Origin of the sequence: Amycolatopsis thailandensis (genome assembly GCF_042723255.1) — a bacterium.
GTDB classification, from domain to species: domain Bacteria; phylum Actinomycetota; class Actinomycetes; order Mycobacteriales; family Pseudonocardiaceae; genus Amycolatopsis; species Amycolatopsis thailandensis.
On sequence record NZ_JBHXJK010000172.1, the window covers coordinates 1 to 14796 of the forward strand.

The 14796-nt window shown below is 68.9% G+C and carries 13 protein-coding genes; 6 read left to right on the top strand and 7 right to left on the bottom strand.

Annotation, left to right across the window (positions count from 1 at the left end):
- Positions 1-285: 285 nt before the first annotated feature.
- Positions 286-840 carry a dihydrofolate reductase family protein gene (locus ACFWMR_RS38505; RefSeq protein ID WP_378381966.1) on the top strand — a complete coding sequence of 185 codons (555 nt, stop codon included), beginning with the start codon at positions 286-288 and terminating at the stop codon, positions 838-840.
- Between the two features lie 41 nt (positions 841-881).
- The gene (locus ACFWMR_RS38510; protein WP_378381967.1) at positions 882-1595 is read left to right on the top strand and encodes a class I SAM-dependent methyltransferase; all 714 of its coding nucleotides are present in this window, start codon (positions 882-884) and stop codon (positions 1593-1595) included.
- Positions 1596-1650: 55 nt separating this feature from the next.
- Here ACFWMR_RS38510 and ACFWMR_RS38515 read toward each other — a convergent pair whose 3' ends face one another.
- Positions 1651-2382 (bottom strand): dienelactone hydrolase family protein, encoded by a 732-nt coding sequence (locus tag ACFWMR_RS38515; protein ID WP_378381968.1) that lies wholly within the window; start codon positions 2380-2382, stop codon positions 1651-1653.
- Positions 2383-2572: 190 nt separating this feature from the next.
- Positions 2573-3799, bottom strand: coding sequence for a tyrosine-type recombinase/integrase (locus tag ACFWMR_RS38520; RefSeq protein WP_378381969.1), 1227 nt, complete (start codon positions 3797-3799; stop codon positions 2573-2575).
- Between the two features lie 298 nt (positions 3800-4097).
- On the opposite strand from ACFWMR_RS38520, the gene ACFWMR_RS38525 reads away from it, so the two are divergent.
- The gene (locus tag ACFWMR_RS38525) at positions 4098-5204 is read left to right on the top strand and encodes a response regulator receiver protein (RefSeq protein ID WP_378381970.1); all 1107 of its coding nucleotides are present in this window, start codon (positions 4098-4100) and stop codon (positions 5202-5204) included.
- 49 nt (positions 5205-5253) lie between these two features.
- Here ACFWMR_RS38525 and ACFWMR_RS38530 read toward each other — a convergent pair whose 3' ends face one another.
- Both ACFWMR_RS38530 and ACFWMR_RS38535 read right to left on the bottom strand, forming a co-directional pair.
- On the bottom strand, positions 5254-6903 hold the full coding sequence (locus ACFWMR_RS38530; RefSeq protein WP_378381971.1) for a hypothetical protein: 1650 nt from the start codon (positions 6901-6903) through the stop codon (positions 5254-5256).
- Positions 6904-7006: 103 nt separating this feature from the next.
- Entirely contained in the window at positions 7007-7786 is a 780-nt protein-coding gene (locus ACFWMR_RS38535) for an SDR family NAD(P)-dependent oxidoreductase (protein WP_378275866.1), read from the bottom strand.
- Positions 7787-7871: 85 nt separating this feature from the next.
- On the opposite strand from ACFWMR_RS38535, the gene ACFWMR_RS38540 reads away from it, so the two are divergent.
- On the top strand, positions 7872-8717 hold the full coding sequence (locus ACFWMR_RS38540) for a helix-turn-helix transcriptional regulator (RefSeq protein WP_378381972.1): 846 nt from the start codon (positions 7872-7874) through the stop codon (positions 8715-8717).
- Here the strand turns inward: ACFWMR_RS38540 and ACFWMR_RS38545 are convergent.
- Positions 8676-9887, bottom strand: coding sequence for a PucR family transcriptional regulator (locus tag ACFWMR_RS38545; RefSeq protein WP_378381973.1), 1212 nt, complete (start codon positions 9885-9887; stop codon positions 8676-8678). The two genes, ACFWMR_RS38540 and ACFWMR_RS38545, sit on opposite strands and share 42 nt — an antisense overlap.
- A 111-nt stretch (positions 9888-9998) precedes the next feature.
- Between ACFWMR_RS38545 and ACFWMR_RS38550 the strand changes: the two genes are divergently transcribed.
- Positions 9999-10871, top strand: a complete 873-nt coding sequence (locus ACFWMR_RS38550) for an SGNH/GDSL hydrolase family protein (RefSeq protein ID WP_378381974.1) — start codon at positions 9999-10001, stop codon at positions 10869-10871.
- 47 nt (positions 10872-10918) lie between these two features.
- Here ACFWMR_RS38550 and ACFWMR_RS38555 read toward each other — a convergent pair whose 3' ends face one another.
- Positions 10919-12370 carry an amidase gene (locus tag ACFWMR_RS38555; protein ID WP_378381976.1) on the bottom strand — a complete coding sequence of 484 codons (1452 nt, stop codon included), beginning with the start codon at positions 12368-12370 and terminating at the stop codon, positions 10919-10921.
- A 115-nt stretch (positions 12371-12485) separates the two neighbouring features.
- Positions 12486-13667: a S8 family peptidase gene (locus ACFWMR_RS38560; RefSeq protein WP_378381977.1), complete on the bottom strand. Its 1182-nt coding sequence runs from the start codon at positions 13665-13667 to the stop codon at positions 12486-12488.
- 269 nt (positions 13668-13936) lie between these two features.
- Between ACFWMR_RS38560 and ACFWMR_RS38565 the strand changes: the two genes are divergently transcribed.
- On the top strand, positions 13937-14740 hold the full coding sequence (locus ACFWMR_RS38565; protein ID WP_378381978.1) for a pentapeptide repeat-containing protein: 804 nt from the start codon (positions 13937-13939) through the stop codon (positions 14738-14740).
- The last annotated feature ends 56 nt before the right edge of the window (positions 14741-14796 follow it).

Here is a 14796-nt window from a genome sequence, read left to right on the forward strand (position 1 = left end):
GGGCGGGCGGGGCGGGGCTTATTCTTGCTTCTTTCATCCTACTTGTTCTAATTCTAGTTTAATTTTTTTGCCTACCCCGACACCGCGCACCGAGTCCCTGACTGCCCCCGGCCGCCGGACCGGCGCGATCTCGACACCGCTCACGCGACGTCACCGAGACCCTGACCCTCAAGGCAGGCAAGGATGCCTTCACGGCTCGACACCGACAAATAAAGTTGTCTTGACAGATTCAATGTTCAGCGGGAGAGTGGCGCGGACAGGCCGACAAAGACAGGGAAGGCACCCATGAGAAAGCTGATTCTGGGTTTCTACGTCTCGCTCGACGGCAAGAGCGCCGACGGGGACAACGGCATCCGGGACGTCATGATGAGCATCGACGACCCCGAGCAGGAGGAGTACTTCGTCAGCCGGCTTTGGGACACGGGGGCCTTCCTCATGGGCCGCAACACGTATGAGGCCATGGCCGACTACTGGCCCGGCTCCGATCACCCCTCCGCCAAGGCCATGAACGAGATCCCCAAGGTCGTGTTCTCCCGCACCCTGAAATCCGCCGACTGGCCCGAGACCCGGATCGCCAGTGGCGACACCGCGGAGGAGATCGCCAAGCTCAAGGCCGAGCCCGGCAAGGACCTCGTCGCCGCCGGCGGTACCGAGTTCCTGCATTCCCTGATCAGGCTCGGCGTGGTCGACGAGTACCACCTGTGGGTGCTGCCAGCCGCCACCGGCAAAGGGGCGCCGCTGTTCCCGGAACTGGATCAACCGCTGAACCTGCGCCTGGTGGAAAGCAAGGCGTTCCGCTCCGGAGCCCTGAAGCTGGTGTACGCGGCGGCCGACGAGTAAGACCCGACGCGCGCCTGGTGAGTCGTGCCATATTGGGCCATATGCCTGCCACACCCGAGGTCGTGGAAAACGACTACGACAGCTTCGCCGAGGCCTATGCGGCCGAGAACGAAGCCAGTCTCAACAACGCGTATTACACGAGACCCGCGATCCTGAACCTTGCCGGGGACGTGTCCGGCCGTCGGATCCTCGACGCGGGCTGCGGCGCGGGTCCGATCACCGAAGGTCTGCGCGACCGGGGCGCCATCGTGACCGGATTCGACTCCAGCGCCAAGATGATCGAGCTGGCCCGGAAGCGGCTCGGCGCTGACGCGGACCTGCGAGTAGCCGACATGGGCAAGCCGCTGCCGTTTCCCGACGGCGCGTTCGACGACGTCATCTCGGCCCTGGTGCTGCACTACCTGGAGGACTGGACCGCACCGCTCGCCGAGATCCGGCGCGTCCTGAAGCCCGGTGGCAGGCTGATCCTGGCCGTCAACCACCCGATCATCTACAAGCTCATTCACCCCGAAGCCGACTACTTCGAGACCGTCAAGTGGAGCGACGATTACACGTTCGACGGTCAGGAGGCCGTGCTGACGTACTGGCATCGTCCGCTGCACGCGATGACCGACGCGTTCACCGAGGCCGGCTTCCGGACCGCCGTCGTCAGTGAGCCGCCTCCGGCGCCGGAGGCGTACGAGCTGTTCCCCGAGGAACTTGCTGGCAAGACAGCGTTTCTGAGCTTTCTGTTCTTCGTCCTCGAGGCTGTCTGACGGGCTCGTGAATGGGTGAGGACGGCGCGAACCGTCCTCACCCATTCACGAGGCGCTACTTCAGATGCCGCGCGAAGAACCGGTTCGCGGGCTCACCCTCGAACTGCGGGACGCCGGTGTGCCCACCCATGTTGGCGTGCAACGTCTTCTCTTTCGAGCCGAACGCGTCGAACAGATCCAGGGCCTGCTGCCGGTCGTTTCCTTCGTCGTCCCACTGCAACAGGACATGCAGCGGAATGGTGACCCGCCGGGCCTCGTCGAACGTGCCGCGGGGCACGTAACTTCCCGCGAACAGCACGGCGGCCGCGATCCGCGGCTCGACCACCGCCATCCGGACACCGATGGCGGTCACCCCGCCCGCGATCCCGACCGGCCCGCCGATCTCCGGCAGCGTCAGAAGAGCGTCCACAGTGGCCTGCCATTCCGGGACCGCTTGGTCCACCAACGGGGCGACGAGGCGTTCGACGATCTCGTCACTGACCGGCTCGTCCGCCTTCACGGCTCGTTGCAGGTCGGCGCGGGCCTGGTCGACGGCGGCCAACCGAGGCCGGTCACCGGCTCCGGGAAGCTCGATGGTCGCGGCGGCGTAGCCCTCCGCCACGGTGCCCAGCGCCCGGGCCGCCAGGCGGGGGTGCATCTTGCCCAGCCCGCCGGGGTGCCCGAGCAGGATCAGCGGGACCGGAGCGGAGACGGTCCCGGGCGTCCACAGAACGCCCGGGACCTCGCCGAGGGTGAACTGGCGCTCGAGGACGTCGCCGTCGAGACGCTGTTCGGAAGTGAAGTGCATGGTCGTGCCTTTCGGGAGTGCTCATGAACGGCGCTCCCGGACGACCTATCGCCCGACCGTGACCCCAGAGGGGAGCACCCATGTCGTCATCAGGTTCACGGGTACCACCTCCTCGATCTGTCGCACGGTCCCCGGAAAGGTAGCAGTGGCCCCGCAGGTTCGCCAACGGGTTTTTCGCGAGCCCGAAAGGTCACGTGGACGCGGGGTGCCACGCGTCGGCGACAAGGTCGACAGCGCTGCGCGCCGGATCCCGGGCGGCATGGTCGTAGACGCCACTGGTCGTGTCGATGCTGGCGTGACCGACGTCGGCCTGCACGTGCTCCAGCGACGCCCCGGCCTCCACCGCAGCGGTGACATAGAAGTGCCGTAGCGCGTGCGGGTGCATCATCTCCGCCACACCGGCCAGGTCCGCCCCGGCGCTCGCGGCGACCCGGCGCAGCAGCTGCCAGACAGCCTGCCTGGCGAACCGGCGCCCGTTCCGGGTCACCAGCAACGGCCGGTCCGACTGAGCCCCGCCGGCTCGCTTGCCCGCCACGATCGCGGACCCTGCCCCGTCCGCGCGCAGCGCCAAATACTCCAGCAGCGCGTTCTCCGCGGGCACGCTCAAGTAGACGACCCGGACCTTCCCGCCCTTACCTCGCACCCGAAGCGCCCGGCGCCCGCGCGTCACGTGCAGATCCGCCTCGTCCAGCCCGCACAACTCGCTGACCCGCAACCCCAGCGTGAACAACGCGACGACGGTGACCGCGCGGGCGACATCGCACGCGCTCGCACCCCTCCGTGGCGTGCCCGCGGCCCGGTGCAACGCCGCGACCTGCCGCGTCGTCAGCGTGATCGTCGCCGAGGTGCTCGCGGCAGCCGCTGTCAGCCCCAGCCGCCGCCGGTCCAGCGCCGCCGGATTCGCCGCCACCACGCCCGCGTCGGCCAGGGACGCGTACATCGTTTTCACCGTGGCCAGCATCCGGTCCCGCGTGGACGGAGCCGCGCCCGCCGACTCCAGGTCGCTCAGCCACGTCTTGACCTGTGCCGAGGTCGCCACCGTCGGATCCACGCCCTTTGCCACGCACCATCGCAGCCAATGGCAGGCCCGTAATCGGCCCCGGCTCGCGGGCGGTGGTGCCGACCGGCGCGTCGGCTTGGTCGTGGGCGCGACGACGACGGCCTGGGCGTAGTCGGCCACGGCGTCGGCCCATCGGTCCGGGGCCGTGATCTCGGGTTGCACCCAGGCGCCGAGGTCGTCGGCGGTGACCGGAAGCCCCAGCCCTTCGGCATAGGTGCGGCGGGTCTGGCGGTTGCCGTATCCGGTCAACCACTCCGTGATGCCCGAAAGCAGACCGGCCGGATCCGCCACTCCCGGCCAGACTTCGCTCTCTCCGACGAGTTCTCCGGCGGAATCGGCGCCGGGCAGGAGTTTCATTCGATCACCGTAGTGGTCGCGTTCGCGGCGATCGTGACGGCTTCGGATCGTCACCGTGACGAAACGGGGTGGTCATCCGGGGACCGCCAACTCCAACTGTTACCGGCGGTAACGGCAAACGCGTTTTCGGACCGGCCAATTGAGCCTCTTTCGACGGGCGATCGGGCGCATCTCAGGGGAGAACGGGACGAAATCGAACTTAGCTACAAAATGTATCTTCTGTAGCTAAGTTAGGTTCTAGTTATCGCTACTGCTACCTCAGTTATAGGTTACATAACCCGCAAGGTAGACTTCGGGCATGGTTGACAACGAGGGCCCGGCAGCCGAAGAACACGTGCCGGAGCAGGCACGATGCGGGTTTCGCAAGTGCCGGCAACCGCTGCCGCCGCCGGGACCGCGGGGAGGCAGGCCCTACGAGTTCTGCCCCGACCGGACGTGGCCGGGCGGGAAAACCTGCAAGCAACTGGCCGCGGCGGAGCAGGCTCTGCGGGAGGCGCTGGGCGACGAAGCCGTACCGGCAGGGGCCCTGTCGGACGCCGGGCAAGCCTTCGAGCAAGCCGCGGCCGCGGTGACCGGCCCGCTGCGCACGTTGAGCAACGCGCTCGACGCCGTCACCGCGCACCTGCGCGACGAGATCGCAGCGGCCGTCGGTCAGGCCGACGCCGCCCGGGAGGCCGCGGCGGAAGCGGACCGGCAACGAGACGCGGCGCTGGAACGAGCGGCGGAGGCCGAGCAGACCGCCGAGCGGGCGACGGAAGCCGCTCGGGTCGCCGAGCAGGCCGAGAGCCTGGCCAGGGCAACCGCGGACGAGGCCGTCGAGGGCCGTGCCCGAGCCCAGCTGGCGCAGGCGACGGCGGAGTCGGCCACCGCGGTGATCACCCAGCGCGCGAAAGAGGTCACGGAGGAAGCGGCCGAACAGCGAACCCGCGCCGACAAGCTGGCGGCCACGCTCGCCGCCCGCGGCGAGGAACTGGCGACACGGACCGCGGAACGCGACGCCGCGCGCACCGCCTTGGCCGAAGCGGACGAGCGACGAAAAACCTGGGAGCGACTCCTGGACACGCAGAAGCGCGAACTGACCGCCGAGTTGGAGGCTGTTCGTGAGCAGCTGAGCGACCAAGACGCCCGCCATCGGGAAGCTCTTGCCGAACAGGCGGCACGAGAGACGGCCGCGACCGCGCAACTCGCAGACGTTCGAACCGAACTGACCACAACGCGGGGGGACCTCTCCGCGGTCCGGCTTCACCTCGCCCAATCCCAGGCACTGCACGATCAGAGCGCGGCGACGCTGTCTCGCATTCGCCAACGCGCCCTCGCCGCGACAGAGGAACCGTCGGCACCACTACGAAACGACCTGCTGGGAATCCTTCTCGGTGACGACACAGCAGAGACCCGCGAAGCGTGACCTGACGTAGATTCCGACGAACCGGTGAGATCCCCGCGAATTCATCGGCTCAGGAGAGGACTTCGCCGAGCTTGTCCAGCCCTTCCTTGACCCCGGCCTCGATGCGCCGGTACGTGTCCGCCCCGGTGACCAGGCTGTCCGCGATGCCGCCGATCGTTTCCACCCCCGCCGTCAGTCGGTCGCCCGCCATCGTGACGTGCTTGGTCAGCGTGTGGCTGAAGGTGGTCGCCGCGGGCACGTCGCCGAGCAGATGCGGCACCAGTTGCAGCCGCGACATCGCGCCGGCCGCGGTGCTCAACGTCGACCTCGCCCCGTCCAGTACACCCGCGGCACCGACCAGCGAGTCGGGATCGGTTTCGTATCCGGCGTCGCCGGGGGAGAGCGCGCCGTCGGGGTCGAGGCCGAGTTCCTCCAGGGAGATCCTGGTCAGCTCCGGTTCGTCCCACTTCGAGCCGGGATTCTTCTGGTAGCCGTAGGCGCCGGACTCGTGCGCCAGCACGATTTCCCCGTCGATCTCGACGGCCTCCTCGACGCCGTGGGAGTCGTAACCGTCCTCGTTGCCCGGCTCGCCGCCCTTCAGCTCGATCTCCTCGCGATCGTTGAAGTCGTACCACTCCGGCGTCCGGTCCTGCCGGTAGAACTTGCCGCTGTGCCCGTCGGAGGACGAGAAGATGAACTCGTCGTCGCGCACCACGACACCCTGGACGTTGTTCGGTGTCTCGATCGGATCCCCGGCCTCGTCCGGCCGGGGTGAGCCGTCCGGACCGACGGGGACTTCGTAGAGCCGGTTGTTGGTGTAGTCGCCCACGAAGAGCTTGTTCTGGGCGTAGGTGACGTAGCTGTGGGCGGGAGTGTCGACCACGTCCACGGCGTTGACCGGTTTGCCACTGTCCTGCGCGGCGTCGAGTTCGGCCTTGTCATAGACGTACACGTATCCGTTGGACGACACCCAGACATGCTTGCCGTCCGTCGCGACACCGCCGGTGTGCGTGGGCGCGCCTACCTCTCCGTTGCCGTCGAGATAGACGTTCCCCGTTTCCACGCCGGTCTCGTAGTCGACGTAGGTCAGCCTGCTCGGCGTCAGTCCGGGTCCGATGGGGCTGTCGCCAGAGCCGTCACCGTCGCCGTCGTGGTACGAGCCCACCAGCAGGTTCTCGCCGTCGTAGGCCAAGCCCTGCGAAGTCCACGGCTCGCCGGGGTCGACGCCGCTGATGTCGGTGTTGCCGTCGCTGTCCCAGCCCTCGCTTCCGCCGCCATCGGTCGTGGCCGCCAGCGCGGTGAGCCGGCCTTCGTAGGTCTGCTGTGCGACGGTCAGTGCCCGGATGGTCTTCATCGCGATCTCCGGCGCTTCGAGGAGGTCGGTCAGGCCGAGCTTGCGCCAGGGTCCGATGGCGGTGTCGGCCGACGTCCGCAGCGCGGAGTACGCCTTCGCGGCGCCTTTGACCGCCGCCTCGGCAGCGTTGAGCTGAGTGTGCACCTCGGCGAGGGTTCGCGAGGACTGTTTCGCCTTGCCGACGAACTCCGCCGCGGCCGTGCCGCGCCAGGACCGGGCAGCCCGCAGTGCGCCGTCGGAGATTCCGTCCGCCACGGTCTGCAACGACGTCTTGGCGTCGGCGATGGTGGCGCCGACCTCGGCGATACCCGCCGCGTCCCCCGACATCAGCTTCGCGTAGAGCGGTTCGGGATCCAGGAACGGCATCGGCTTCTCCTCGGGCGAACCCCTGGTCAGGGTGGGTTGTGCGCGTTCAGACGCCGGAAGGCCGACACCGGTTCCCCCGCATCACCCACCCCTGTCCCCGAGGTCAGGACAGCATGCCGCCGTCCACCCGCAGGACCGTGCCGGTCACGTAGGAGGCGCGATCGCTCAGCAGCCACGCGGCGGCCTGGGCGACCTCCTCGGGTTCGGCCACGCGCCCCAACGGGGTCCGGGCGTTGAGCTGTTCGAGGATGCCCGGAGAGCTGTCCATCCACTCGCTGAACATCTCGGTCATCGTGGTACCGGGGGCGACGCCGTTGATCCGGATCCCTTCCGGGCCGTACGTGACGGCCGCCGAGGCGGTGAGGCTGTTGACGCCTCGTTTCATCGCGCCGTACGCGGGGAGGTCCGGGTTGGCCATCAGGCTGCCGACGCTGGTGTTGTTGACGATGGCGCCGGTCCCGGCGGTGGCCCGGATCGCCTCGATCTCGGCGAGCATCGACAACCACGGGCCTTTGAGGTTCACCGCGTAGATGTGGTCGAAATCGGCTTCGGTCACCTGGTCCATCGGGCCGGGCGGCACATTCGTCGCGCCGTTGTTGAACGCGACGTCGAGCCTGCCGTGCAGGTCGACGGTACGGCCGACCGCCGCGCGGATGCTCGCGGCGTCGCCGAGGTCGCACACCACGTGGTCCGCGATGCCGCCTTCGGCTCGGATGTCCTCGGCCACGGCCTTCAGCTGGGACTCGGTGCGGGCGGCGAGCACGACACGGGCGCCTTCCCTGGCGAACAGCCGCGCGGCGGCGGCTCCGATACCGCGTCCGGCACCGGTGACGAAAGCGACCTTGCCGTCCAGCAGGCCCGAAACTGTCGTTGTGTTGGTCATGGCACCGAGGCTCCCCCCGTGGTCGGTGCCTATCCAGGCATCGGCGGTACCTGGTTGCGGGCCCGGCATCGTCCACACTGGAGTGGTGGACAGACGACAACTGGCGGACTTCCTGCGCAGCAGGCGCGAGCGGATCACCCCGGCCGACGTCGGCCTCCCCGCCGGGCCGCGGCGCCGGACGCCGGGGCTGCGTCGCGAGGAAGTGGCGCAGCTGGCGTTCATCTCGACCGAGTACTACACGCGGCTGGAGCAAGCTCGCGGACCACGGCCTTCCCGCGAAGTGTTGGCCGGGCTGACCAGGGCGCTACGACTGTCCGATGTGGAACGCGATCACCTGCACCACCTCGCGGGTGCTCCGCCGGGACCGCCGCCCGGCCCGTCGCGTGAGGTCCGGCCGAGCATTCTCGCGCTGTTGCACCGTCTTCCGCAGGCAGCGGCCATCGTGCTGTCCGCGACCTATGAAGTGCTCGCCTGGAACGACCTCGCCGCCGCGCTGATGGAGGACTTCTCCGCCCTGCCGAGGCGCGACCGCAACCTCGTCCGGCGCGCGTTCCTCGGCCCGGCGGGACGGCGGATGTACGGGGTGTCCGATGTGGAGGAGTTCTCCGCGAGCGCGGTCCGGAATCTCCGGGCCACCGCCGGCCGCTATCCCGACGATCCCGAGGTCACCGCCCTGATCCGTGAACTTCTCGACGGCAGTGAGGACTTCGCCCGGTTGTGGGCCGCGCACGACGTCTGCGCCGCGCCGTCCCTGTGCAAGACGTTCCGGCATCCGGTGGTCGGCCCGGTCAGCGTGAACTGCGACGTCCTCGACATCAGCGACCGGGACCAGCAGGTCGTCATCTACACCGCGGATCCCGGCACTCCGTCGGAGAACGCGTTGCGGCTGCTATCGGTCGTCGGGACGCAGCGGATGGACGTCCCGCTCTGAGCGTCTCGTGACGAGAGGGTCGATTCTCAGCGCGATCGCCAGCGCGAAGCGGCCCGCCGGATCGTCGATCGTGCCGCCGAAGAGCGTCCGTAGCTGCCGGATCCGGTAGCGGACCGTCTGGACGTGGACGTGCAGTTCGTCGCCGATCGCCTGTGGCTGATCGGGCCGCGCGAGCCAGGCCGTGAGGGTCGCGGTGAGCCGGTGCCTCGCCGGTTCCGGCAACTCGGCCAGCGGCGCGAGGACGTCTTTCGAGAACTCGCCTGCCAGTTCGGGGTCGGCGGTCAGCAGAAGATCGATCCCGTGGTCGGTGGTGTGGACGAGGGCCTTGCCGCCCAGGGCGCCGGTGCGGGTCAGCCGCCACAACGCGGTCGCCCGGCGGGCGCTGAGCGCGGCTGAACGCAGTGGCACCGCCGGGCCCACCCCGGCCTGCTCGTCGCCGAGCAGATCACGCAACCGGCCGAGGTACCACTCGAGCCGGTCGGCGGGCATGGCCACGGCGGTGAGGTCGTGGTGACGGCCGACCAGCACCCGTGCCGGCATCCGGTCCAGCAACCGCGGCGCGACGTCGGCGCTGGTGACGGCGATGACGAGCCTGCCGGGCAGCACCCACGCGGCCTGGTTCGCGGCGTCGTCGAGCACGTCCGGGTCGGCCGCCGGTTCGCTGAGCAGGAGACCGAGAACCCGGTCCCGCAGTGCCTGCCCGGCTCGCGCCGCCTGTGACCGCGCTTCGGCGTATCCGTCGGCGGCCGCGGCCGAGAGTTCAGCGATGAAGGCGAAGAGGGCCTCACCGAGTTCGACGATCGCCTGGGTCGGCAGGTCCACGGCGGGCGCCGCCGAGGTCAGCTGCCGCCAGACCCCCAGGGCCGCCGACTGGTAGAAGCCGAGCATCTCCTCCAGGCTGCGGCCGGCGGTGTACTGGGCCCGGCCCTGCGCCCGGTACACCTCGCAGTCGGTGATGATGTCGGGCTGGCCGATCTCGGTGAAGAAGGCGTCGAGCGCGACGTCGAGCGTGGTTTGGACGTTCGCGACGGTGCGGTCGTCCAGCGGTGTCCGCAGTCCGGCGCGGACCTGGTCCATCGCGGCGGACGCGATCGCGGCGGTGTCGGGCTCCAGCCGGGTCAGCACCGAGGCGTCCAGCCGGCGCCACGGCTGTGCCGACGCCTTCGTCATAGAGGCAACCTACAAAACTCCGATCAGGAACGCGCGCCTCCGATCTAGTGGTTCGCCCGCTCCCCGTGGACCCTGACCTCCAGCATTCGACGACGCATGCTGGAGGTGGCTGTGACACGTTCCCACTGGAGACGACTCGCCCGGATCGCCGCGGTGGCGGGCACCGCACTGACTCTCGTCGGGCTCGCTACACCGGCCGTCGTCGCGGCCGAGAGACAGGTGTACGTCGCGATGGGTGACTCGTTCTCCGCGGGCTCGGTGGTCCTGCCGCAGTCCGATCTGTTCACCTGCGCCCGGTCCGCGATCAACTACGCGGCCCTGCTCGCGAAGCAGATCAAAGTCGACGAACTGCGCGACGTCACCTGTGGCGGCGCGACCACCTCTGACTTCACGAATCCGCAGAAGGGCATCATCTCCGGCACCAACCCACCGCAGTACGACGCGCTCTCGGCCGACACGACCCTGGTGACCGTCGGTATCGGCGGCAACGACATCGGGCTGGTCGGGCTCGCGACGTCGTGCGTGAACCTGCTGCCGGTGGGCGCCTCGTGCAAGGCGGCCAACACCGCGGGCGGGGTGGACAAGTACGCGACGAAGATCGACGCGTTCGCCGCGACCTACGGCACGGTGATCGAGCAGATCCGCCAGCGCGCGCCGCGGGCGGAGATCGTCATGGTCGGCTATCCGACCGGGATCAAACCGCGCGGCTGCTGGCCGCTCGTCCCGGTGCTGCCGCAGGACGCGGACTACATCCAGGCCAACATGGACCGGCTCAACACGCGGATGGCCGAACAGTCCGCCGCGCACGGTGCGAAGTACGTCGACATCCGCACGCCAAGCATCGGCCATGACGCCTGTCAGCCGATCGGTGTCAAGTGGATCGAGGGGCTCATCCCGTCGGTGGTGAACAACAGTTTCGCGCCGTTGCACCCGAACGCCGCCGGACTCGCGGCCGTGGTGCCGAGCATCCGCAAGGTGCTGTAGCGCCTGTGCCTGGCCGGCGGCTCTCGCGCCGGCCAGGCACAGCCGTGCTACTTCGGCGCCTGGAAGCCGCCGATCTCCTGCTCGAGCAGTTCGGCCAGCCGCAGCGGGGTGCGGTCCTGGAACATCGGACCGATGAGCTGCACTCCCACCGGCAGGCCCTCGGGCGACCGGCCCGCTGGGATGGCGGTGGCGGGCAGGCCGGGCATGGTAGCCACCCCGGCCCAGACGAGCTGGTCGAAGTACGGGTACTCGACGCCGTCGATGTCGAGCCGGCGTTCCAGCGGATTGGGGTTGTGGTCGTGCGGGAACGCGGGGGTGGGCGTGATCGGGCACACCACGGCGTCGAACTCGGCGAAGAACCGCCGCCAGCCGTGACGGTGGAGCTCTCGGCGGTTGTTCACGTCGATCCAGTCGCGGTGGCTCAACACCATGGCGCGTAGCTGAGCGGCCCCGATGCTGCGGTCGTCCGCGCTCAGTCCGGCGGCGCGCGCCTTCAGATGTTCGTACTCGTCGACGGGGAATCGTGCGACGGACCCGGAGAACAGCAGTTGCATGTAGAGCGTCGCAGCTTCGGTCAGATCGGGCAGCAGCGGAGAGTGGCGTTCGACGCGGGCGCCGGCGCGGGTGAGCGCGTCGGCCACCCGGTTCACACCCGCCCGCACCGCGGACCCGGTCGGAATGAGCGGATGGTCCTCGATCACCAAGACCCGGAAGTCGCCGAGGCGCTCGTGACGCGCGGGCGGCAGCGCCAAGGTGTGTGCTTGGCCGTGTGTCAGCGGGTCCGGTCCGGCCATGACGTCGAGCAGGAGCGTGAGGTCGCGGGCGGTGCGCGCCATCGGACCGACGACGGCCAGGTCGAGGTCGGTCGGCAAGGCCTGTTCGGTCGGCGGGACCATGCCGCGCGTCGCCGCCAGTCCGACCGTCGGCTTGTGCGCGTGGATGCCGCAGAAGTGCGCGGGGGTGCGCAGTGAACCGGCGAGGTCCGAGCCGAGGGACAGCGCGCCGAATCCGGAGGCCAGGGCCGCCGCCGATCCGCCGGAGGATCCGCCCGGCGTGCGGTCGTGATCCCACGGATTGTTGGTGGTGCCGAAGATCTCGTTGAAGGTCTGGATGTCCTGCAGCCCCAAGGGCACGTTGGTCTTGCCCAGCACCACCGCACCCGCGGCCTTGAGCCGCGATACCTGCACCGCGTCCTCGGCGGGAACGAAATCCCGGTGCTGCGGCATGCCCCAGGTCGTGGGCAGCCCGACCATGTTGTAGCTGTCCTTGACCGTCACCGGGACACCGAGCAGCGGCCGGACCTCGCCGCGGGCGCGCGCCTGGTCGGCATCGCGCGCGGCGGCCCGCGCGCCGTCGAAGTCCGGCACACAGATCGCGTTGATCACCTTGTCGTCGCGCTCGATCCGGGCGATCGCCTCGTCGGTGAGTTCCGCCGAGGTCACTTCACCGGCCCGCAACGCGGCCAGGATTTCTTCGGCCGACTGAAAGTTCCGCTCCATGAATCCGACCATATTGGCCTCTGGGGCGAGCCATAAAATGCGGATTCACGCAATGTCATGAAAGGGGCTTTCCTGACGAAATCCGTCAGGAAAGCCCCTTTCATGACATCCGCGATCAGGCGGTCGGCGCCCAGTACAGGAGCCGGTTCGGGGAACCGGAGCCCGGGTTGGTCACCTTGCCCGTGGTGGCCGCGTTGACCAGCGCGGTGGCCACCTGCGCGGGCGTGGCCGTCTTGTTGTTCTGCAGGTAGCGGGCCGCGACGCCGACCACGTGCGGGGTCGCCATCGAGGTGCCGCTGATGGTGTTCGTCGCGGTGTCGCTGGTGTTCCACGACGAGGTGATGTTGGTGCCCGGCGCGAAGATGTCGACCAGGTTCCCGTAGTTGGAGAAGCTGGACCGCGCGTCGGTGTTGGTGGTCGAGCCGACGGTGATCGCCTGGGTGACGCGGGCGGGGGAGAAGCCGGAGGCGTTCGCGTTGGAATTACCGGCTGCCACGCCGTAGGTGACGCCCGCGGCGATCGACCGGCGGACGGCATCGTCCAGCGTGGTGGAGGCACCGCCGCCGAGGCTCATGTTCGCCGCGGCGGGCTTGACGTGGTTCTTGGTGACCCAGTCGATGCCCGCGATGACCCCGGCGGTGGTGCCGCTGCCGGAGTTGTTCAGCACACGGACGCCGTAAACCGTGGCGCCCTTGGCGATGCCGTACTGCGAACCGGCGATGGTGCCGGCGACGTGGGTGCCGTGTCCGTTGCCGTCCTGCGCGACGGCGTCGTTGTCGACGAAGTCGTAGCCGTTGCGGGCCCGGCCGCCGAAGGTCTGGTGGCTGATCCGCACGCCGGTGTCGATGACGTAGACGTTCACGCCCGCGCCGGTGGTGGTGTAGCTGTACTTCTGGTCGAGCGGGAGATTGCGCTGGTCGACGCGGTCGAGACCCCAGGACGGCGGGTTGGTCTGGGTCGCGTCCGCGTGGACGACCTGGTTCTGCTCGACGGACGCCACCGACGGGTCGGCGGCGAGCCGTTTGGCCTGCCGCTCCGACAGCGTCGCGGAGAAGCCCTTGAGCGAGCTGCTGTAGACCTGCTCCACCTTCGCGCCGAAGCGGTTCGCCAGCGCGCCCACGACGCCGGTGTCCTTCAACGTGACGATGTAGCTGTTCGGGATCGCTTCAGCGGATCCCGCCGCGAGGATCTGTCCTTCGGCGGCTTGGGCGGGAGCGGCGGTCACACTGATCGCCACCGCGACCGCGCTCGCCATTCCGGCACGGGACAGCCAACGCGCTTGTCTCATCTCTCGCATGTGTTCGTCCTGTCGTTCGCAGGGGGACCGGCCGGTCAAGACCACAGCGGCGGAAAGCGGCCCAGCTCGACCGCATGGGACGGCACCTGCCGGATCCCACGGAGATCGAGGTTATTGAGCATGTGACATGTCCGATACGACTGAATGGGGCAGGACCCGACCTTCGTCTGGCGGCCATTGGCGGCGGGTGCCCTGCACGGAAAGTGCACCTCGGCCCCGCCGTACCCTGTGGGCGGAACACCTGCCGATCATCTGGAGTCCGAACCGCCGTGCCAGTTCCTTCCACCCTGCGAGCCGACTGCGAGAACTGCTTCGGTCTGTGCTGCGTCGTCCCGGCCTTCGCGGCGTCGGCCGATTTCGCGATCACCAAACCGGCGGGCCAGGCGTGCCCGAACCTGCTCGCGGATTCCCGGTGCGGCATCCACGACAAGCTTCGTACGAAGGGCTTCACCGGCTGCACGGTCTACGACTGTTTCGGCGCGGGTCAGAAGGTCTCCCAGATCACCTTCGACGGCGAGGACTGGCGGAAAGCCCCGAAGACTGCGAAGTCGATGTTCGCCGTTTTCCCGGTGATGCGGGATCTCCAGGAGCTGCTCTACTACCTCACCGAAGCGGCCGCGCTGCCGACGTCGGGGACGATCCGCGACGACCTGGCCGAGATGATCGACCGGACCGAGCGGATGACGCTGGAAGCACCAGGCGTACTGCGGAAGCTGGCCGTCCACGCGCACCGCGGTGAGGTGAACGGACTGCTGCTGCGCGCGAGCGAACTCGCCCGCGCCGCCGTGCCCGGCAAGAAGAAGGACCGGCGCGGCGCCGACCTCATCGGCGCGAAGCTCAAGGGGTCGAACCTGCGTGGCGCGCTTCTTCGCGGGGCCTACCTGATCGGCGCGGACCTGCGGGGAGCCGATCTCCGGCAGGCCGACGTCATCGGGGCGGATCTGCGTGACGCCGACATCCGTGGCGCGGACTTGCGCGACGCGCTGTTCCTGATCCAGTCGCAACTGGATGCCGCCAAGGGTGACGCGACCACCAAGCTGCCGGAGTCACTTTCCCCTCCCGCGCACTGGTAGTCGCGTTTCGTCCTCTGAATGCGGTAGTTGGCATCGAGAACTACCGCATTCAGAGG

What these genes read in the sequence shown, in the direction of transcription:
- ACFWMR_RS38545 (WP_378381973.1), bottom strand. Translation starts at nt 9,887, where the DNA reads ATGACGAAGGCGTCGGCACAGCCGTGGCGCCGGCTGGACGCCTCGGTG.
- ACFWMR_RS38555 (WP_378381976.1), bottom strand. Translation starts at nt 12,370, where the DNA reads ATGGAGCGGAACTTTCAGTCGGCCGAAGAAATCCTGGCCGCGTTGCGG.
- ACFWMR_RS38535 (WP_378275866.1), bottom strand. Translation starts at nt 7,786, where the DNA reads ATGACCAACACAACGACAGTTTCGGGCCTGCTGGACGGCAAGGTCGCT.
- ACFWMR_RS38530 (WP_378381971.1), bottom strand. Translation starts at nt 6,903, where the DNA reads ATGCCGTTCCTGGATCCCGAACCGCTCTACGCGAAGCTGATGTCGGGG.
- ACFWMR_RS38520 (WP_378381969.1), bottom strand. Translation starts at nt 3,799, where the DNA reads ATGAAACTCCTGCCCGGCGCCGATTCCGCCGGAGAACTCGTCGGAGAG.
- ACFWMR_RS38515 (WP_378381968.1), bottom strand. Translation starts at nt 2,382, where the DNA reads ATGCACTTCACTTCCGAACAGCGTCTCGACGGCGACGTCCTCGAGCGC.
- ACFWMR_RS38505 (WP_378381966.1), top strand. Translation starts at nt 286, where the DNA reads ATGAGAAAGCTGATTCTGGGTTTCTACGTCTCGCTCGACGGCAAGAGC.
- ACFWMR_RS38560 (WP_378381977.1), bottom strand. Translation starts at nt 13,667, where the DNA reads ATGCGAGAGATGAGACAAGCGCGTTGGCTGTCCCGTGCCGGAATGGCG.
- ACFWMR_RS38510 (WP_378381967.1), top strand. Translation starts at nt 882, where the DNA reads ATGCCTGCCACACCCGAGGTCGTGGAAAACGACTACGACAGCTTCGCC.
- ACFWMR_RS38525 (WP_378381970.1), top strand. Translation starts at nt 4,098, where the DNA reads ATGGTTGACAACGAGGGCCCGGCAGCCGAAGAACACGTGCCGGAGCAG.